14 protein-coding genes are annotated in these 19016 nt (G+C 73.5%); 4 read left to right on the top strand and 10 right to left on the bottom strand.

Annotated features, from left to right (window positions below; translation table 11 throughout):
- Window positions 1–108 precede the first annotated feature (108 nt).
- The 5 genes from mptB (ABZ406_RS12490) to ABZ406_RS12470 are packed head-to-tail and all read right to left on the bottom strand — an operon-like array spanning window position 109 to window position 8579.
- The gene (gene mptB / locus ABZ406_RS12490; protein ID WP_357759581.1) at window positions 109–1638 is read right to left on the bottom strand and encodes a polyprenol phosphomannose-dependent alpha 1,6 mannosyltransferase MptB; all 1530 of its coding nucleotides are present in this window, start codon (window positions 1636–1638) and stop codon (window positions 109–111) included.
- A 14-nt stretch (window positions 1639–1652) separates the two neighbouring features.
- On the bottom strand, window positions 1653–3053 hold the full coding sequence (gene mptB, locus ABZ406_RS12485) for a polyprenol phosphomannose-dependent alpha 1,6 mannosyltransferase MptB (protein ID WP_357759578.1): 1401 nt from the start codon (window positions 3051–3053) through the stop codon (window positions 1653–1655).
- 54 nt (window positions 3054–3107) lie between these two features.
- A complete protein-coding gene (locus ABZ406_RS12480; RefSeq protein ID WP_357759576.1) occupies window positions 3108–4727 on the bottom strand; it encodes a hypothetical protein in 1620 nt (539 codons plus the stop codon).
- On the bottom strand, window positions 4720–7812 hold the full coding sequence (locus ABZ406_RS12475) for a bifunctional [glutamine synthetase] adenylyltransferase/[glutamine synthetase]-adenylyl-L-tyrosine phosphorylase (protein ID WP_357759573.1): 3093 nt from the start codon (window positions 7810–7812) through the stop codon (window positions 4720–4722). Before ABZ406_RS12475 ends, ABZ406_RS12480 begins: the two co-directional genes overlap by 8 nt.
- Window positions 7812–8579 carry a type 1 glutamine amidotransferase gene (locus ABZ406_RS12470; RefSeq protein ID WP_357759570.1) on the bottom strand — a complete coding sequence of 256 codons (768 nt, stop codon included), beginning with the start codon at window positions 8577–8579 and terminating at the stop codon, window positions 7812–7814. The genes ABZ406_RS12475 and ABZ406_RS12470 overlap by 1 nt, the downstream gene beginning before the upstream one ends.
- Window positions 8580–8735: 156 nt before the next feature.
- Here ABZ406_RS12470 and ABZ406_RS12465 point away from each other — a divergent pair, with 156 nt between their 5' ends.
- Window positions 8736–9671: an LD-carboxypeptidase gene (locus ABZ406_RS12465; protein WP_357759567.1), complete on the top strand. Its 936-nt coding sequence runs from the start codon at window positions 8736–8738 to the stop codon at window positions 9669–9671.
- A gap of 166 nt (window positions 9672–9837) precedes the next feature.
- Here ABZ406_RS12465 and ABZ406_RS12460 read toward each other — a convergent pair whose 3' ends face one another.
- Entirely contained in the window at window positions 9838–10722 is an 885-nt protein-coding gene (locus ABZ406_RS12460) for a virginiamycin B lyase (protein WP_357759564.1), read from the bottom strand.
- Window positions 10723–10905: 183 nt separating this feature from the next.
- Between ABZ406_RS12460 and ABZ406_RS12455 the strand changes: the two genes are divergently transcribed.
- Window positions 10906–11379, top strand: coding sequence for a hypothetical protein (locus ABZ406_RS12455; protein ID WP_357759765.1), 474 nt, complete (start codon window positions 10906–10908; stop codon window positions 11377–11379).
- Window positions 11380–11766: 387 nt separating this feature from the next.
- Here ABZ406_RS12455 and ABZ406_RS12450 read toward each other — a convergent pair whose 3' ends face one another.
- Together ABZ406_RS12450 and glnA are read right to left on the bottom strand one after the other, a co-directional pair.
- Window positions 11767–12192 (bottom strand): DUF350 domain-containing protein, encoded by a 426-nt coding sequence (locus ABZ406_RS12450; RefSeq protein WP_357759561.1) that lies wholly within the window; start codon window positions 12190–12192, stop codon window positions 11767–11769.
- Window positions 12193–12280: 88 nt separating this feature from the next.
- Window positions 12281–13630 carry a type I glutamate--ammonia ligase gene (gene glnA, locus ABZ406_RS12445; protein ID WP_210787424.1) on the bottom strand — a complete coding sequence of 450 codons (1350 nt, stop codon included), beginning with the start codon at window positions 13628–13630 and terminating at the stop codon, window positions 12281–12283.
- A gap of 271 nt (window positions 13631–13901) precedes the next feature.
- Here glnA and ABZ406_RS12440 point away from each other — a divergent pair, with 271 nt between their 5' ends.
- Together ABZ406_RS12440 and panB are read left to right on the top strand one after the other, a co-directional pair.
- Window positions 13902–15659, top strand: coding sequence for an NAD+ synthase (locus ABZ406_RS12440; RefSeq protein ID WP_357759558.1), 1758 nt, complete (start codon window positions 13902–13904; stop codon window positions 15657–15659).
- Window positions 15660–15827: 168 nt separating this feature from the next.
- Window positions 15828–16673, top strand: a complete 846-nt coding sequence (panB, locus tag ABZ406_RS12435) for a 3-methyl-2-oxobutanoate hydroxymethyltransferase (RefSeq protein WP_357759555.1) — start codon at window positions 15828–15830, stop codon at window positions 16671–16673.
- Window positions 16674–16768: 95 nt separating this feature from the next.
- On the opposite strand, the gene npdG is transcribed toward panB, so the two are convergent.
- Window positions 16769–17467, bottom strand: a complete 699-nt coding sequence (npdG, locus tag ABZ406_RS12430; protein ID WP_357759552.1) for an NADPH-dependent F420 reductase — start codon at window positions 17465–17467, stop codon at window positions 16769–16771.
- A 117-nt stretch (window positions 17468–17584) separates the two neighbouring features.
- On the bottom strand, window positions 17585–19015 hold the full coding sequence (locus ABZ406_RS12425; protein ID WP_357759549.1) for an RNB domain-containing ribonuclease: 1431 nt from the start codon (window positions 19013–19015) through the stop codon (window positions 17585–17587).
- Window position 19016: the final 1 nt, after the last annotated feature.

The raw sequence follows: 19016 nt of genomic DNA, 5'->3' as shown, positions 1-19016 counted from the left end.
GGTGGCCGCAACTTCGAGGATGTTGCTGCCTCCGACGGCCGCACCTGCCCCGAGTGATCATGAGGTTGGCCGGTGATGTTGTCCATTTCATCCCCGTCAACCTCATGATCAACCGGGATGGTCGTCCCCGGGGGTGGGGGTGGGGGTGGGGGTTGGGGTTTGGGGCCTTCGGCGCAGGGCGCGAGCGAGCACGATCAGGAGCAGGGCGGTCATCGCCAGCGCACCCGGGGCCTTCGTGAAGCGGGCCAGGTTGGTGCCGTCGGGTAGGGCGAGGAAGGCTACCGCCGCGACCGGCACCACGAACCACGTCGTGCGGGCGGCGGTGATCGCGAGCAGCGCCAGTGGCCAGGTCGCGTACCAGGGGTGGAAGACCGGGGACAGGACCACTGTGGCGACCAGCGCCAGCGCCGCTCCGTGCAGTGCCACCCGGGGAGCCGTGGTCGCGGGCCCCGCCACCTCGTGCAGCCGCCGGAGGGTCTGCCAGGTTCGCCACCAGAGCACCACCAGCACCCCGGCGAGCAGCAGCAGCGCGACCGCTCGGACCGCCGGTACCGCGTGCGGGTCCCGGTCGACCAGCGCGCCGACATAGTCGATCACGAAGCCCACGGCGGTGGGTGGTGACGTCCACTGCTCCGAGTCGCCGCTGTGCGTGAGCCCGCCCACCCAGCCGAGGCCGAGGCCGGACGCCGCCGAGGTGACCAGCACCGCGCCGAGCAGCCCACCGGCCAGCCAGCCGCCGTCGCGCAGCAACGCCCGTACGGTGTGACGACCACGGACCGCGGCCAGTGCGGCGAACGGCACCACCACGACCGCGCTGGCCTTCACCGTCACCGCCAGCCCGAGCAGCGCCCCGGCCAGCAGCAGTGCCGGCGGCCAACCCGGTCGCCGGATCGCCACCAGCAGCCCGCAGAGCAGCAGACCCAGCATCACGGCGTCGTTGTGCGCCCCGGCCACCAGGTGTACGCCGATCAGCGGGCCGGCCAGCGCCAACCAGACGGCCCGTCGGGCCGGCACCCCGGCCGCCCACCCAGCCGGCACTCCCGGCTCTCCCCCGGCAGGCACCCCGGCCGCCCGTGCCAGGGCGGGCAGGCAGAGCGCGGCCAGCAGCAGCCCGGCGACGGCGATCACGCGCAGCGCCACGATGGTGCCGGTGAGCCCGCCGCCGAGGCTGACGGCGAGCGCCGCGAGCAGGACGAACACCGGCCCGTACGGTGCCGGGGTGTCCCGCCAGATCGGGGCCACGGTGTCCAGCCAGGGGCAGCCGGCCGCCGCCGCCCCCACGGCGTACGGGTCGACGCCGTGCGCGTACGTCCAGCCCTGGCAGGCGTACGAGTAGACGTCCCGGCTGCCCAGCGATGGCGCGACGAGCAGCGGCAGTGCCCACAGGCCGGCGGTGACGTACGCCCAGCGGGTCGACGGGGCACCGTCGCGCAGCGACCACCACGCCCCGACCAGCAGGACGGTGCCGATCAGCCAGCAGGTCAGTGTGGCCGGGCCGTCCGGGGCCCGCCAGATCGACGCGGGTGTGACGCCCAGCGGGGCGTCGGGCAGCGCCCCACCGAGGTATCCGGCCACGGCGAGCAGGACCGCCCCGACCAGGCCCGCGTACCGGGAGAGAGCGGCACCGGGAGCGGTCACCGGCACACCTTCCCTCAGTCGGCGGCGACCGGCTGTCGGGCCGCCCGAGCCGACCGTACCAACCGGATGACCAGCACGATCACCAACAGCGTCATGAGCGGTGCTCCGACGGTCTTGGTGTATCGGGGCAGCCCGGTGCCGTTGGGCAGCACCAGGAACGAGCCGATCAGTGCGACCACGATGAACCATCTGGTCCGCTGGGCGGTGGCCGCCAGCACGAACAGCGGCCACGTCCAGTACCAGGGGTGCACGACGGGGGCGAGCGCGACGGTGAGGGCGAGCGCGAGGCCGGCGTAGTACAGCGGGTCGCGGGTGCGGGCCCGCCACCAGAGCCAGACCAGCAGGACGGCCAGGAGAACCACGGCGATCCCCCGGGTGACCGGTAGCGCGTCGATGTGAGCGCCGAACAGCGCCGCGACGTAACCGACAGTCTGCCCGACGGCGGTCGGCGGGGAGGTCCAGGCGATGGCAGCGCCGCCCTGGGACAGCCCGCCGACCCAGCCGAAGTCCAGCCCTCCGGCGACTGTCACACCGACCACTGTGGCGACCGCGCCGCCGACGACCCAGCCGCCGTCGCGGATCAGCGTGCGGATCCGGTACGGCCCGGCGGTGGCCGCCAGCGCGGCGAACGGCACCACCACCACCGCGGTCACCTTGATCGCCACCGCTACTCCGAGGAGCAGTCCGCCGACCAGCAGCATCGCGCGTCGGCCCGGGTGCGCGGCCACCACGGCCAGCCCGCCGACCAGGGCGGCGAGCATCAGCACGTCGTTGTGAGGGCCACCGATGAGGTGCGCGGCGACCAGCGGGGAACCCAGTGCCAGCCACACCGCCCGCTTCGCCGGCACACCGGCGCGGCGGGCCAGCGCCGGCACGGCCCAGGCGGTGAGGATCACGCCGACGAGCGACAGCGCCCGGAACAGCACGATGCTGGCCGTCAGCGAACCGGTGGCCTTCACCACGGCGCCCGCGATGAGTACGAACAGCGGCCCGTAGGGCGCCGGGGTGTCGCGCCAGATGACCGAGACCGTGTCCAGCCAGGGGCAGGGCAACGCGGAGACGCCCTGTTCGTACGGGCTGATGCCGCCGACGAAGCTGGCGCCCTGGCAGGCGTACGCGTACACGTCCCGGCTGCCGAAGGGCGGTGCGATCAGCAGCGGCAGCATCCAGAGCCCGACGGTGACCAGCGCCCACCGGGTCGAGGGGCCCCCGTCGCGCAACGCCCACCAGGCGTACGCCATCAGGCCGGTGCCGACCGCCCAGGCGGCGAGGATCAGCGGGCCGTTGGGCCCCTGCCAGATGCTGACCGGGGTGCTGCGCAGGGGGCCGCCGGGGAACGCGCCGCCGAGGAAGGCGGCGAGTGCGAGCAGCATCGAGCCGGCGAGGCCGGTCCAGCGCGCGAGGTGGGAAGGCACGCCGGACATGCTGCCAGCATCACGGCGGGGTACCGACGGCAGGCACCCGGACGGTCAGCAGTGGCGCGCGGGCACCAACCCGCTCGAGACGGAGTAGTCGCCGGCGGCCCGGACCCGCACCTCGGTCCACCCGTCCGCCCCGGGTCGGAGGCAGCCGTCCGGGCCGTTCAGTGTGAGCCAGCGCGACCAGCGCACCCGGACCGGCACGTCCCCGGGTGTGGCGGTCAGCCGGACCGCGCCGCGATCGGCGTCGACGAGTCGACCCGGGGCACCGACCAGCGGAGTCGGGTCGGCCACCTCGTACATCCGCCAGGTCGGGTCACGCCAGACCTCCCGCAGGTACGGCAGGCCGGCGCGGATCAGTGCGGCCTCGTCACGGCCCCACTTGTCCGCGGGCGCGTCGGGGGCGAGCACCACATGGGTCACCGCCTCGTGCCGGAGCCACTGCTCGTACGTCTGCGAGCTGAGGCTGCCGTCGTAGAACAGCGCGTTGCGGTCGCTGTCGACCTGGCGTTCCCAGCCCCGGGCCAGTGGCACTGTCGGCGGCAGGTACGCGGACTCCCAGTGGTCGCGTAGCGGCACCACCTCGACCCGCCCGGCCGGTTGCCGCCTGTCGAGTTCGGCGACGAGCGGCTGGTAGAAACCCGCGGAGCTTTCCGGCGCGCCGGCCCGGGTCACGTCGCTCACCATCACCGGCGACTGCCACCAGACCGTCGCGGCGAGCAGCCCGGCCAGCCACGCCCCCGGCAGCGCGGCGTACCCGGCCAGCACGGGCACTGCGAACAGCATCGGCAGCCGCAGCGCGTTGGACCCGATCGGGCTGGGCAGGTAGTACGCCCCGATCAGCAGCAGCACGGTGAGCGCCGCGCCGACGCGCAGCACCCGGCGGCGACGCGGAAGCACGACCGCCACCAGCACCGTGAGCGCGACGTTGATGCGCATGGACTCGGCCGAGTACGGCTGGGTGCCGCCATTGCCGAACACGAACGCGATCGGGGCGAGCGTAACGGCGGGCGCCACGGCCAGGACGAACCCCTCGGCCAGTGGTCGCTCGGCGCGCCAGCCTCCGGGCAGCGGGCGGCCCGGCCCGGCACCGGTCCGCAGGGCCGCCAGCAGCAACGCCGCGCCGGCCAGCCCGGTGAACAGGCCGGCGACCGGGCTGGCCGCCGTGGCCAGGGCGGCGCAGGCGGCGGCGAGCGCCAACCGGGCCCAGCGCGGCGGGCGTTCCGCGCTCACCGCACACAGCGCCAGCAGCCCGAACGCCAGCCCGACCGCGAAGGTGATCCGACCGCTCGCCAGGTTGCCGACGAGCACCACCGCGCCGAGGACCCCGGCCAGCAGCGGCCGGCGGGCCCGGTTGCGGGCGAACAGCCAACCCAGCGCGGCCGCGCCGACCACCGCGGCGATCGCGCCCAGCGGACGCACCCCGATCAGCGCCCCCAACCGGGCGGTGAAGAGGCTGTAGCCGTACTGGTTGACGCCGCCGTACCAGCCGAAGTCGACGGGCGCGGCCCCGTACCGCTCGGTGAACCCGGCACGGGCCACCTGCGCGGCGAGGTCGGTGCCCATCGGCGGCGCGAGCAGGAAGGCGGCGGCGAGCACCACCGCGACCCCGGGCGCCGCCACCCAGCCCGCGACGCTCCGCCCGGTCGGGCGCGGCGACGCGTCAGGCATCGAGGACCCGTTCGGCGGCGGCGCGGGAGCGACGGCCGGTGCGCAGATACTCGTCGAGGAACTCCCCCGGATCGTCGCGACCGAGCAGCCGGGCCACCCCGGCCAACTCCACCCCGTGCCGGGGCAGTTGGTCGCCGGCGCGGCCCCGGACCAGCATCAACGCGTTGCGGACCTGCGCGGCCAAGGCCCAACCGGCGGCCATCTCCGTGGCGTCCGTCGGGTCGACCAGGCCGGCCCGCTCGGCCGCCGCGAGGGCATCGAGGGTACGCGTGCCGCGCAGCTCCGGGATCGCCCCGGCGTGCCGGAGCTGGACGAGTTGCACAGCCCACTCCACGTCGGCGAGCCCACCTCGACCCAGCTTGGTGTGGGTGGCCGGGTCGGCGCCCCGGGGCAGTCGCTCGGTCTCCACCCGGGCCTTGATCCGCCGGATCTCGACGACCTGTTCGCGGGTCAGCCCGTCGGCCGGGTAGCGCACCGGCTCGATCATCGCCTCGAACTCGGCGCCCAGGTCGGCGTTCCCGCAGACGAACCGGGCGCGCAGCAACGCCTGCGCCTCCCACACCCGAGACCAGCGGGCGTAGTACTGCGCGTACGCGGCGAGGCTGCGCACCAGCGGACCCTGGCGCCCCTCCGGCCGCAGGTCGGCGTCGACACCCAGCGGCGGGTCGGGGGCGGGTACGCCGAGCAGTCGGCGCAGCTCCTCGGCGACGGCGTGCGCGGCGGCACTGGCAGCGCTCTCGCTGGTGCCCGGGGGCGGGTCGTAGACGAACAACACGTCGGCGTCGGAGAGGTAGTTCGACTCGTACCCGCCGAGCCGACCCATGCCGATCACCGCGAACCGCAGGCCTTCCGGTGCGGGTTGGCTGGCCTGCGCGGCCCGCAGCGCGGCGGCCAGGGTGGCGTCGGTGACGTCGGCGAGCGCCGTACCGACAGCGGTGATGTCGGACAGCCCGGGGGCACGTTTCGCGTCGTCCGCGCGGGTGGGGCTGGGCGCGAGCGCGCCCGCCCGGCAGAGCACGTCGGCGCAGGCCACCCGGACCAACTCCCGACGTCGGAGCGCTCGGACCGCGCTTGTCGCCTCGACCGGGTCAGAGTGCCGGGCCGCCGCCGCCAGGAACCCCTCCCGCAGCACCTCGGGCGGGCGGGGTGCCAACTCGTTCTCCTCGGCCAGCAGCCGCAGCGCCTCCGGGTCGCGGGCGAGCAGGTCGGCGACGTACCGGGACAGCGCGAGCACCCGGGCCAACCGGCGGGCCACCGGGCCGCCGTCGCGCAGCAGCCGCAGGTACCAGGGGGTGCTGCCCAGCTTGTCGGAGACCTTACGGTAGTTGAGCAGCCCCCGGTCCGGCTCCGGCGCGTCGGCGAACTCGCTGAGCAGCACCGGCAGCAACGTGCGCTGGATGGCCGCCGTGCGGCTCACCCCGCCGGTGAGAGCCTGGAGGTGACGCAACGCCCCGGCCGGGTCGGCGAAGCCGAGGATCTCCAGACGGTTCCGGGCCGCCTCCGGGGTGAGCCGCAGCCCGTCGGCCGGAACCCGGGCCACCGACTCCAGCAGCGGCCGGTAGAGCAGTTTCGCGTGCAGCCGTCGTACCTCGGTGGCGTGGGTGACCCACTCGGCCCGGAAGCTCTCCACGGCGCTGCGCCCCGGCGCTGCGGTGAAACCCAGAGCGGCGGCGAGCCAGCGCAGCGCGCCCGGCTCGGCCGGCACTGTGTGCGTACGACGCAGGCCCTGGAGTTGCAGCCGGTGCTCGACGCTGCGCAGGAAACGGTAGCCGCGCAACAGGGCCTCACCGTCGGCCCGGCCGACGTAGCCGCCGGCGACGAGCGCCCGCAACGCCGGGATGGTGCCGGGCGGGCGCAGCGTCTCGTCGCCGCGACCGTGCACGAGTTGCAGCAACTGGACGGCGAACTCGATGTCGCGCAGCCCGCCGGGGCCGCGCTTGATCTCGCGCTCCAACTCCTTCGGCGGAATGTGGTCGATGATCCGGCGACGCATCGCGCGGACGTCCTCCACCGCCTCGGGCCGCTCGGCCGCCCGCCAGACCAGCGGCGCGAGCTGGTCGATCCACTCCTGGGCCAGGGGCAGGTCCCCGGCGGCCGGGCGGGCCTTCAGCAACGCCTGGAACTCCCAGGTACGCGCCCACCGCCGGTAGTAGGCCAGGTGGCTGGCAAGGGTCCGCACCAGCGGGCCCCGGCTGCCCTCGGGGCGCAGCGCGGCGTCCACCGGCCAGGCGACCAACCCGCAGATGGAGATCAGACGGGTCGCCACCTGGGTCGCCGCGGACAGATCGGCGTCCTCGGCGGCCACGAAGATGACGTCCACGTCGGACACGTAGTTCAGTTCGCCGCCGCCGCACTTGCCCATCGCCACGACCGCCAGCCGAGGCCGCTCGGTGCCCTCCGCCAACTCCTCGACAGCGATCTCGTACGCCGCGGAGAGCGTCGCGTCGGCAAGCGCCGACAGCGCGGCCATCGTCTGCTCCAAGCCGCGACCGCCCGTCAGGTCGGCCGCCGCGATCCGCAACAACGCCAGCCGGTACGCGGTCCGCAGCGCCGCCACCGCGTTGACGCCCTCGGTCGGGTCCAACCGCCCCTCGGCGGTCGGGGCGAGCCCGTCCGGGGCGGTCCGCAGCGTCTGGTAGTGCTCCGGGTGGGCCACCAGGTGGTCGCCGAGCGCCGCCGACGCGCCGAGCACCGCGATCAGCCGCCGCCGCAGCCCGGGATCCTTGTGCAGATCCGCGAGCAGGGGCGATCCGGCGGTCCGGCCCCCGGCGCTGCCGTCGGCGGCGGTCCGGCTCCCGGCGCTGCCGTCGGCGGCGGTCCGGGTTGCGGCGCTGCCTTCCGTGGCGCGGCTCTCGGCCTCCACGATGCGGTGCAGTTGGCGCAGCGCCAGGTCCGGGTCGGCGGCCCGGGACAGCCCGGCGAGCAGCTCGGCCGCGGCCTCGTCGACCGGCTCCTGCTCGGCCGGCTGCCACAACCGCAGCCCTTCCGGGCCGAGCAGGTCCGCGGCCCGCGCGCCGCCGTCGCCCTCGGCCGTGCCGAAGCCGTACCGGGCGAGCCGGCCCGGTGCCCTGGTCGGCCTGCTCATCAGTGCCCGAGCAGCGGCAGGCCGCGCCGCATCGTGCTGTCGTCCAACTCGCCGAGGGCCAACGCGGCGAACCGCGCGGCGAACGGTTGCCAGACCTCCTCGACGTCGGCCAGCACCGATGCGCAGGCGGCGACCACCAACTCCGGGTCGTAGCCCAGCTCGGCGAGTTGGGCCGAGTCGGTTGCCCAGTCGGCGATCATCGCCGCGTCGCACTCGATGTGGAACTGCAGACCCCACGCCCGGTCACCGAGGCGGAACGCCTGATGCGGATAACGGGTGGAGGCGGCCAGCAGGGTCGCGCCCCGCGGCAGCTCGGTGATCTCGTCGGAGTGCCACTGGAGCACGTCGGGGATCAGCGGCACGTACCGGAACAGCGGGTCGTTCTCGGCGGCGTCGCGCCGGCCGACCACGCCGGGGCCGATCTCCGGCCCGGACGGGCTGCGCTCCACCGACCCGGCGTGCGCGGTGGCGAGCAACTGCGCGCCCAGGCACACCGCCAGGGTCGGCACCCGGTATCGGACCGCCTTGCGCAGCAGGCCCTCCACCGCCGGAAACCACTGTGCACCCGGCGAGCCGTCCGGCAACGGGTACGCCTGTTGGTCCCCGCCGAGCACCACGAGCGCCGTGTACCCCTCCAGGTCGGCGGGCAGCTCGTCGCCGGCGTGCGGGCGCACCACCCACAGCTCCAGCCCAGCCTCGGTCAGCCACTCACCCAGCCGGCGCGCGTCGTCCGTCGGGTCGTTCTCGATCACCAGCGCGGTTGCCACCCGTCGAGGCTAGCCGGTACACCGCACGGCACCGCGCCCCGGCACGGGCCACACCACGCATCCGCCGCCCGTACGCGGGCCCCGGCCACCCGCGCGCTGCCTCCCCTCCCCCGTGGGCGGGCCCCGGCCACGGCAGGGTGGTTAGGCTCTGCGGTTGTGATCAGCGAGGACAGCGCCTCCGTACGCCCGCCCGTGCTGCGCCCGGGTGACACCGTCCTGCTGGTGTCCCCAGCCGGGCCCACCTCACCGGAGCGGGTGGCCCGGGGCGTGGAACTGCTCACCGGCTGGGGACTGCGCCCGGTGCCGGCGCCGCACGCGTACGACCGCCACGGTTACCTCGCCGGCACCGACGACCTACGCGCTGCCGACCTGAACGCGGCCTTCGCCGACCCCGAGGTGCGAGGGGTGATCTGTACGCGCGGCGGCTACGGCGCCCAACGGATCGTGGACGCCATCGACATGGCCGCCGTCCGCCGTGATCCGAAGGTGGTGGCCGGTTTCTCGGACATCACCGCCCTGCAGTTCGCGCTGTGGCGGGGCGCCCGCCTCGCCGGGGTGCACGGCCCCGGGGCGGCCTGGCGCGACGAGCGGACGCCGCTGCGCTCCGCCGAATCCCTGCACGCGGCGTTGATGACCACCGAACCGGTGTCGATCACCGCGGTCCCCACCGAGGAGACCTTCGGCGTACGCGTACCGGGTCGCGCCACCGGCACCCTGCTCGGCGGCAACCTGTGCCTGATCGCCGCGTCGATCGGCACCCCGGATCTGCCGGACCTGACCGGTGCGGTGCTGTTGATCGAGGATGTGCAGGAGCCTCCGTACAAGGTCGACAGGATGCTCACCCACCTGCTGCGCGCCGGCGCGTTGGACGGACTGGCCGGGGTGGCCGTCGGGCAGTTCACCGAATGCGGCGACGGCTGGGACACCACGATCGTCGACGTCCTCACCGAACGCCTCGGCGACCTGGGCGTACCGGTTCTCGGCGGCCTCCCCATCGGCCACGGCCCCGACCAACTGACAGTCCCCGTCGGCACCACCGCCACCCTCGACACCACCACCGCCACCCTCACCGCGGCCCCCGCCGTCCAGTAACGCACCCCTCCACCCCGCCCTCCCGCCCGCACCCCGCCCCGCCCCACCCCGGTGATCAAGAGGTTTGCGTCAGGATCCGCTCCGAAACTGACGCAAACCTCTTGATCAACCAGGGCGAGGGGGTGGGGCGGCCGGGTGGGGGTGGGGGTGGGGGTGGGGGTGGGGTTTAGGGGGGTGGGGTCAGGTGGGCTATGGCGCCGATTTCCAGGGCGGCCCAGATGCCGGTGGGGGTACGGGTGATTCCGTGTGGCTCGGCGTCGGGGGTGGGGAGGGCGTAACCCTCGATCCGTCCGGTGGGATCGAGATGACCGATCCGGTTGGCACCCCACTCGGTGAACCACGCGCCGCCGTCCGGGTCGGTCACTATCGCGTGCGGACGGGCCGCCCGGTCCGGCAGTGGGAACTCGGTGATCTCGCCATCCGGGCTGATCCGACCGAGCTGACCGGCGGCGATCTCCACGAACCAGATCGCGCCGTCGTCGCCGAGGGTGATGCCGACCGGGCCGGCCTTCGCGGTGGGTAACTGATGCAGCGTGACAGCGCCGTCGAGATCGATCCGACCGATCGCGTTCGCCTGGTGGAGGGTGAACCAGAGAGCCTGGTCCGCGCCAGCAGTGATCATCGAGGCGAAACCGCCGGTCACCGGCAGCGGGAACGCGCTGTGGGTGCCGTCGGTCTCCACCCGGCCGATCGTGTCGGAGGTCATCCCGGCGTACCAGAGCGCGCCGTCAGGCCCGACTGCGATGCCGCCGGGCCCGGTGCCGGCCGGCAGGGCGACGGTGCGCTGCTCGCCGTCGACGGTGATCCGTCCGATCCGGTCGTCTCCCGAGCGGGTGAACCAGAGCGCCCCGTCCGGGCCGGTCGTGATGATCAGCGGACGGCCGCCGGCCGGCTCCAGCGGGTACGTCCGGACCGCACCCTCGGGCGACAGCCGGGCGATGCCACCGGCACGGGCCAGCGTCAGCCACAGCGCGCCGTCCGGGCCTGCCGTGATGCCGTACGGCCCGGCGTCTGCCTCGACGAGTGGAATCTCCCGAATCTGGACCGTCATTCCGTCGTGTCCTTCCGCCGGTGGATCGTCCACCCTGACCGCTCAACCAGCGACGACACAACCGATTTCCGCCCCCGCCCCAGGATTGTCAGCTCGCTGACAGGTTCGCCACGGCCTTCCCCCAGACAGCTCCGTCACTGTCGGTTACGACAGCGCAGGATGACCGAACCTCTGGAGGAGAGCATGTCCCGCACCATCCGTAGGAAGCACCTGCTGGCCGGCCTGGCCACCGCCGGCGTCCTCGGCGTCGGGATCGCAGCCCCGACGATCGCGTTCGCTGCCGACACGCCAACGCCGACACCGAGCGCCAGCACCGCCCCGGCTCCCGACGCGGGCCCGGGCACCGCTCCCGGCGCGAAGGCCGACCGGCAGGGCAAGTTCGCCGAGTCCCTCGCCAAGGAACTGGGCGTACCCACCGACAAGGTGACCGCCGCACTGGAGAAGATCCGCGAGCAGCACCGGCCGGCCGACCGCCCCCAGCGCCCGTCCGCCGAGGACCGGCAGGCCGCGCTGAAGCAGCGCCTGGATCAGGCGGTCAAGGACGGCAAGCTCACCCAGGAGCAGGCCGACGCCATCACCAAGGCCGTCGAGGCCGGCGTCTTCCCCGGCCCGGGCGGTCACCGCGGCCCCCACGGCGAAGGTACGCCGGGCAAGTAATCGGGCGGCCCCGGGCCGGCCGGCACACCGGCGGGACCGGGGCCGCTCCTGGTACGCCCCGGTCGGCCCGGGCCTGTCGCGGCTTGATCGACTCGGTTTCCAAGAAGTCGCGGTGATCCACGCACGCGGACACCCCGACATCAAGGAAGCCGAGTCGATCATCGGCAGGCGGGCCGGCAGGCTCGGACGACCGCCCGGATGGCCCGTGGGCCCGCCGGCGCGGAAGGCCCGTGGGCCCGCCGGCGCGGAAGGCCCGTGGGCCCGCCGGCGCGGAAGGCCCGTGGGCCCGCCGGCGCGGAAGGCCCGTGGGCCGGCCGGCGCGGAAGGCCCCTGGGCCCGCCGGCGCGGACGACCGCGCCGGTACGGCGACCCGGGTGACCGACCGCCTCAGGCGATGCAGGCGCAGACGATCAGTGCGGCCCCGAAGTGGGTGGCGGCGCTGACCCGGGCGGCCGGGTGCGGTTCGGGTGAGCAGATGACCTCGCCGAGCTTGCCGGGCGTGAGCAGATCCAGCACCACGAAGGCCAAGGCCATGATCACCAACCCGACCAGCCCGAAGACCGCGGTGGAGGCGAGCCCCTTCCCGAAGTCGCTGTAGCTGGTCAGGATCGCGGTGAAGACGATCCCGGCGATGCCGAGCTGGTTGGCGGCGAGCAGCAGCCCCGCGTTGGCGTTGCGGTCGACCCAGATCAGGTCGCGCAGCCGGCCCGGGGTGAGCAGGTCGACGAGCCCGAAACCGGCTGCCATGAGCCCGATGCCGACGATCCCGAACACGACGCTCTGCCAGGCACCGCTGAGCACATCCTCCAGCACCGACTGCCTCCCGACTCTCCGCCCGGAGGGGTACCGGCGCGGTGATCGAGACGATAGCGGCACCGCGCAATCGCGGCAGCCCCGGCTTCTACAGCGCCAGGTAGCGCTGCCGCTCGTACGGGGTGACCTCGCGCCGGTACTGCTCCCACTCGGCCCGCTTGTTGCGCAGGAAGAAGTCGAAGACGTGCTCGCCGAGCACCTCGGCGACCAGTTCGGAGCCCGCCATGACGTCGATGGCCTCGGCGAGGTTCTCCGGCAGCGCCTCGTAGCCCATGGCGCGCCGCTCCGCGCTGGTGAGCGACCAGACGTCGTCCTCGGCGCCCGGCGGCAGCTCGTACCCCTCCTCGATGCCCTTGAGGCCGGCACCGAGCAGCACCGCGAAGGCGAGGTACGGGTTGGTCGCCGAGTCCAGCGAGCGGACCTCGACCCGGGCCGAGTTGGGCTTGCCGTACGCGGGGACCCGGACCAGCGCGGACCGGTTGAGGTGACCCCAGCAGACGTACGCGGGGCTCTCGGTGATCCGGTCGGGGAGGTGCTGCGGGAAGAGCCGCTTGTACGAGTTGACCCACTGGTTGGTGACCGCCGTGTATTCGCGGGCGTGCACCAGCAGGCCGGCGATGAAGGACTTCGCCACCTTGGACAGCTTCATCGGGTCGCCGCTGTCGTGGAAGGCGTTGCGCTCGCCTTCGAAGAGCGAGAGGTGGGTGTGCATCCCGCTGCCCGGCTGGTCGGTGAACGGCTTCGGCATGAAGCTGGCCTGCACACCGGTGGAGAGCGCGACCTCCTTGACCACGTGCCGGAAGGTCATGATGTTGTCGGCGGTGGTGAGCGCGTCGGCGTAGCGCAGGTCGATCTCCTGCTGGCCGGGCGCGACCTCGTGGTGGCTGAACTCGACCGAGATGCCGATCCGTTCCAGCGCCAGTACGCCCTGGCGGCGGAAGTCCCGCGCGACGGCGTGGGTGGTGTGCTCGAAGTAGCCGCCGGTGTCGACGGGGGTGGGCACCGAGCCGTCCTGCGGACCGTTTTCGAGCAGGAAGAACTCGATCTCGGGGTGGGTGTAGAAGGTGAAGCCCTTTTCGGCGGCCTTCGACAGCGCGCGGCGCAGGACGTGCCGGGGGTCGGCCCAGGACGGCCCGCCGTCGGGCAGGAGGATGTCGCAGAACATGCGGGCGCTCTCGCCGCTGACGCCACCCTCGAAGGGGAAGACCTGGAAGGTGGTCGGGTCGGGCATGGCCACCATGTCCGATTCGAAGACCCGGGCGAAGCCCTCGATCGCCGAGCCGTCGAAGCCGATGCCTTCCTCGAAGGCCGCCTCGAGCTCGGCGGGTGCCACCGAAACGCTCTTGAGCGTGCCCAGAACGTCGGTGAACCACAGCCGGACGAAGCGGATGTCCCGCTCTTCCAGCGTGCGGAGGACGAACTCCTGCTGACGGTCCACTTCCCCAACCCCTCGCGACACTCTTTTGTCCGCCTTGGTCGGGCTGCACCCGACCTGACCGCCCAGTGTTCCCGGGCCTGGTTACGCAGACGTTACGCGAACTGCCGCCGCCCGTCCCCTCGTGTCCCGCCGGGCGAGCGTGGGCCCGGCCCTGCCGCCCGCGCCCGCCGCCGGGACGGCCCAGCGGCACCGGGGCGCCAGTCGCGGCAGGTGGCGCCAATCTCCTCCGAGGGTACGGATGGTCGCGACGGGGCTGGGGCAAGATGAAGGTATGCCCACCCTGCGTCTCGCCCTGTCCCAGGTCAACCCGAGCGTCGGCGACCTTGCCGGAAACGCCGACCTGGTCCGTAGCTGGACTCGCCAGGCCGCCGATGCCGGCGCCCAACTGGTGCTCTTCCCGGAGTTGATGCTCACCGGTTACCCGGTCGAGGACCTGGTTTTTCGGCGTTCCTTCGTGGCCGCGTCCCGGGCCGCCGTCGAGCGGTTGGCCGCCGACCTGGCCGCCGATGGTCTCGGCGAGGTGCCGGTGGTGGTCGGCTTCCTGGACGCCGACGGCCCGCCGCAGGTCAGTGGGGACGCCGAGCCGGGCCGGGGTGCCCGCAATGCCGCCGCCCTGCTGCACCGGGGTGTGGTGGTCGCCCGCTACTTCAAGCACCACCTGCCCAACTACGGCGTCTTCGACGAGGACCGGTACTTCGTCTCGGGCGACGAGCTGGCTGTGGTGCGGATCGGCGGCGTGGACGTCGCGCTGACCATCTGCGAGGACCTGTGGCAGGCCGGCGGTCCGTTCGCGGCCGCCCGCCGGGCCGGGGTGGGCCTGGTCGTCAACATCAACGGCTCGCCGTACGAGCTGAACAAGGACGACGTACGGCTGCCACTGGTCCGCCGCCGGGCCGCCGAGGCGGGCGCCGCCGTCGCGTACGTCAACATGACGGGCGGCCAGGACGAGCTGGTCTTCGAGGGCGACTCGATGATCGTGACCGCCGATGGTGAGCTGCTCACCCGGGCACCGCAGTTCGTGGAGCACCTGCTCGTGCACGACATCGAGTTGCCGGCCGCCGCCACCCCGCCGCCCGCCGACACGCTGGCCAACGGCATGCGGATCGTGCACAGCACGATTGACGGCATTCCGCCTGCGCCGTCCGGCCCGGCCGCCACCGGCGGGCTGATCGAGCCGGTGGCCGACGAGGCCGAGGTGTGGCAGGCGCTGGTGCTGGGTCTGCGCGACTACGTCAACAAGAACCGGTTCCCCTCGGTGGTGCTCGGTCTCTCCGGCGGCATCGACTCGGCGGTGGTGGCAGCTCTCGCCGTCGACGCGCTCGGGCCGGACCGGGTGGTCGGGGTGTCGTTGCCCAGCCAGCATTCCTCGGAGCACTCCCGGGAGGACGCCGCCGACCTGGCTAAGCGGACCGGCCTGGACTACCGGATCGAGCCGATCCAGCCGATGGTCGACGGTTTCCTCGCGAACCTGTCGCTGTCCGGCGTGGCGGTGGAGAACCTCCAGGCCCGGGTTCGTGGCGTGATCCTGATGGCGCTGTCGAACCAGGAGGGCCACCTGGTGCTGACCACCGGAAACAAGAGCGAGCTGGCGGTGGGCTACTCCACCCTGTACGGCGACTCGGTGGGCGGTTTCAACCCGGTGAAGGACGTCTGGAAGACGCTGATCTGGCGGCTCGCGAAGTGGCGTAACCGGGACGCGGCTCGCCGCGGTGAGACCGCCCCGATCCCGGAGAACTCGATCGGTAAGCCGCCGAGCGCCGAGCTGAGCCCGGGCCAGCTCGACAGTGACAACCTGCCCGACTACGACGTCCTGGACCCGATCCTGATCGGCTACGTCGACGGCGACCTCGGCCGGGACGGCCTTGTCGAGTCGGGTCACGACCCGGCGATCGTGGACAAGGTGCTGCGGCTGGTGGATACCGCCGAGTACAAGCGACGGCAGTCGGCTCCGGGCACGAAGATCTCCATCAAGGCGTTCGGTCGGGACCGCCGGCTGCCGATCACCAACCGGTGGCGCGAGCACGGTTGAGCCGTACCCCTTGGGGTGCCGGGGTCGGCGCGCGGTGACCTCGCGGCGCGGTCCCGCGCTGGTGGAGTGACATCTTGCACTGGGCCCTGCCGTCGGCCCGTCTCGCGGTGCGACGATCGCGACGGAACCCGGGGACCGCGCAGGCGGCCTCGAGGAAGGGAGACGAAGATGGTGGAGTCCACTCCGAACGAGGTGACCGCGCTGTACGGCGGCCCGGCCACCCGGCGGGTCCGCACCCGCGACCTGACGGCCGCCAAGGAGCGCGGTGAGCGGTGGCCGATGCTCACCTCCTACGACCAGTACACAGCGTCGATCTTCGACCAGGCCGGTGTGCCGGTGCTGCTCGTCGGTGACTCGGCCGCCAACAACGTGTTCGGTTACGAGACCACGTTGCCGATCACCGCTGACGAGCTGCTTCCGCTGGTCCGGGCCGTGGTACGGGCGACCCGGCAGGCGCTTGTCGTCGGTGACCTGCCGTTCGGCTCGTACGAGGAGGGTCCGGCCCAGGCGTTGCGGACCGCCGTCCGGTTCATGAAGGAGGGCGGCTGCCACGCGGTGAAGTTGGAGGGTGGCCGTCGTAACGCCGCGCAGATCGCGGCGATCGTCGGCGCCGGCATCCCGGTGATGGCGCACATCGGGTTCACGCCGCAGAGCGAGCACACCCTGGGCGGCTACCGCGTGCAGGGTCGCGGCGAGGCCGCCGACGAGGTGCTTGCCGACGCACGGGCGGTGGCCGAGGCGGGCGCGTTCGCCGTGGTGTTGGAGATGGTGCCCGGCGAGGTGGCCAAGCGGGTCACCCACGAGCTGCCGATCCCCACAGTGGGCATCGGCGCGGGCCCGGACACCGACGCGCAGGTGCTGGTCTGGCAGGACATGGCCGGGCTGCGGACCGGCAAGGCGCCGCGCTTCGTGAAGCGGTACGCGGACCTGGCCGGGGCGCTCACCGACGCCACCCGCAGGTTCGCCGACGAGGTCCGCGACGGCGAGTTCCCGGCCGCGGAGCACACCTTCTAGTAGTGCCGAGCACGGCGTGATCCACTCGGTTCTGCCGAGCCGCGGTGTCCGGGACACCGCGCTTCCCCGACGCCGGAGTGGATCACGCCGCTCGGTCAGAGGTCGGTGACGCGGATGCCGGCGTGTGCCTTGTAACGCTTGTTGATGGCGATCAGGTTGGCGGTGAACGCCTCGATCTGGTGGGCGTTGCGCAACCGGCCGGCGTAGATGCCCCGCATCCCGGGGATCCGGGCGGCGAGCGCGCCGACGATGTCGACCAGCTCGCGGTCCTCGGTGCAGATCAGCACGTCCAGATCGATCCGGTCGACCTCGGGGTCGGCCAGCAGCGGAGCGCTGACGTGGTTGAACGCGGCGCAGACCCGGGAGTCGGGCAGCAGAGCGGCGGCCTGCTGCACGGCGCTGCCCTCGGCGACGGTCAGCGCGTACGGGCCCTGCTTGTCGAAGCCGAGCGGGTTGACGCAGTCGACGACGATCCGGCCGGCGAGCGGTTCGGCGAGGGCGGCCACCGTGGCGGCGTGCCCGTCCCACGGCACCGCGATGATCACCACGTCGCTGCGGCGGGCCACCTCTTCGTTTGCCGCACCGGTGACGCTGCCGCCGGCCGGCACCCCCGGCAGGGCGGCGATCTCGGCCGCGGACTCGGCGGCCCGCTCAGCCGACCGGGACCCGATCAGCACCGTCTGGCCGGCCCGCGCGAACCGGTAGGCGAGGCCCCGCCCCTGGTCGCCGGTGCCGCCGATGATGCCGACCGTCAGCCCGGACACGTCGGGCAGTGTGCTCGCGTCGTATGCCATGGCCTCATCCTCGCAAACCGCCCGGTCGCCCAGCAGCGCCGAGTGCTGTGAGAATCCCCGCTGCCGCCGACCTCAGCGCCTTGGCGGGCGCGGACGAGGACCAGAACCGGCTCCCGGTCAGGCCAGCTCGAACAGCACGGTCCGGGCCGCCGGGTCGGCGGTGACCAGTCGGACGCGGACCCGTTCGCCGAGCGGCAGCTGGCCGAGGCAGCGGGCGCGCACCGGCGGGGCGTCCAGCGCGACGGTGCCGCCGGGCGGTCGGGGCCGGGACTTGCCGTTGGCTGGGGCGTCGACGTCGAGGACCGCAGCCTCGAAGGTCTCACCCACCCGGTGTTCCAACACCGCCGCCTCGGCCAACTCGACGGCGCCACGAGCGGCAGCCGAGGCGACCCGGTCGGTGCTCGCCATCACCTCCGGCAGCCGCGGCAGCGCGGCGCGGGCCCAGTCGGGCACCGGCTGGCCCGTGTGCAGGGCCAGGCAGACCTCGGTGGCGTACCTGTCGGCCAGCCGTCGCAACGGTGCCGTCACGTGGGCGTACGCGGCTGCCACGCCGCCGTGTTCCGGGTGCTCCGGCACCTCCCCGTCGAAGGCGGTGTACGCGGCACCGCGCATCAGCTCGGCGGCCTGGTCGATGAACGCGGCGGCGCGCGGCTGGGCGGCGTCCAGACCGGCGATGACCTGTCCCGGGCCCACGTCGTCCGGCCAGTGCACGCCCAGCGGCGCGGCGGCGGCCCGGAGTCGCTGCACCGCCTCCGGCTTGGGCGCGGGCATGGTCCGCAGCAGGCCGACCCGACCGGCCAGCATGATGTCGGCGGCGGCCATTCCGGTCAGCAGGGAGATCTGCGCGTTGTGCTCCTCCATCGGCATCGGTGCGCGCAGCACCAGCTGCCAGCCCTCACCGTCGGATTCCAGATCCTGCTCGGGCAGCGGCAGGTTGATGGCGCCCCGGCGCAGCCCACGGGCTGTCAGTCGGTCGCCGATCTCCGGCAGCAGCGCGATCGGGTCGGGTAGCCGCCCTGCCTCGGCTGCCGCCTGCACCCCTGCGTAGTCGAGTTTGGCGCGACTGCGGACGAGGGCGCGTTCCAGCTCGACGGCCACCGTGCCGCCGTCGGCGTCCAGGTCGATGGTCCAGACCACAGCGGCCCGGTCGTCGTCGGGGAGCAGGCTGGCGGCACCCTCGCTGAGGGTGTGCGGGTGCAGCGGCACGTTTCCGTCGGGCAGGTAGATCGTCTGCCCCCGCCGCCACGTCTCCGCTTCCAACGCCCCACCAGGGGTGACGTGCGCGGCGACGTCGGCTATCGCGTACCGCACCCGGTAGCCCTCACCCGGGCGGCGGCTGAGGTGCATCGCCTGGTCCAGGTCCCGGGAGCTGGCGGGGTCGAGGGTGACGAACGGTATGTCGGTGCGGTCGACGGGCGGCTGCGGCGGTGCCGCAGCCGCCTCGTCGGCTTCGCGCTGGGCGTCGGCCGGAAACTCCTCGGGCAGGCCGAGCTCGCGGCGCAACGCGCCGAAATCGATGCGGGGCGCGAGTACGCGTCGGATGACCACG

This window comes from Micromonospora sp. NPDC005710 (assembly GCF_040630995.1).
Lineage (GTDB): Bacteria > Actinomycetota > Actinomycetes > Mycobacteriales > Micromonosporaceae > Micromonospora.
This window is presented reverse-complemented; position numbering and strand designations above follow the sequence as displayed.

Coding starts and splice junctions, on each gene's coding strand:
- ABZ406_RS12455 (WP_357759765.1), top strand. CDS start 10,906: ATGTCCCGCACCATCCGTAGGAAGCACCTGCTGGCCGGCCTGGCCACC.
- ABZ406_RS12460 (WP_357759564.1), bottom strand. CDS start 10,722: ATGACGGTCCAGATTCGGGAGATTCCACTCGTCGAGGCAGACGCCGGG.
- ABZ406_RS12440 (WP_357759558.1), top strand. CDS start 13,902: ATGCCCACCCTGCGTCTCGCCCTGTCCCAGGTCAACCCGAGCGTCGGC.
- npdG (WP_357759552.1), bottom strand. CDS start 17,467: ATGGCATACGACGCGAGCACACTGCCCGACGTGTCCGGGCTGACGGTC.
- ABZ406_RS12480 (WP_357759576.1), bottom strand. CDS start 4,727: ATGCCTGACGCGTCGCCGCGCCCGACCGGGCGGAGCGTCGCGGGCTGG.
- ABZ406_RS12475 (WP_357759573.1), bottom strand. CDS start 7,812: ATGAGCAGGCCGACCAGGGCACCGGGCCGGCTCGCCCGGTACGGCTTC.
- panB (WP_357759555.1), top strand. CDS start 15,828: ATGGTGGAGTCCACTCCGAACGAGGTGACCGCGCTGTACGGCGGCCCG.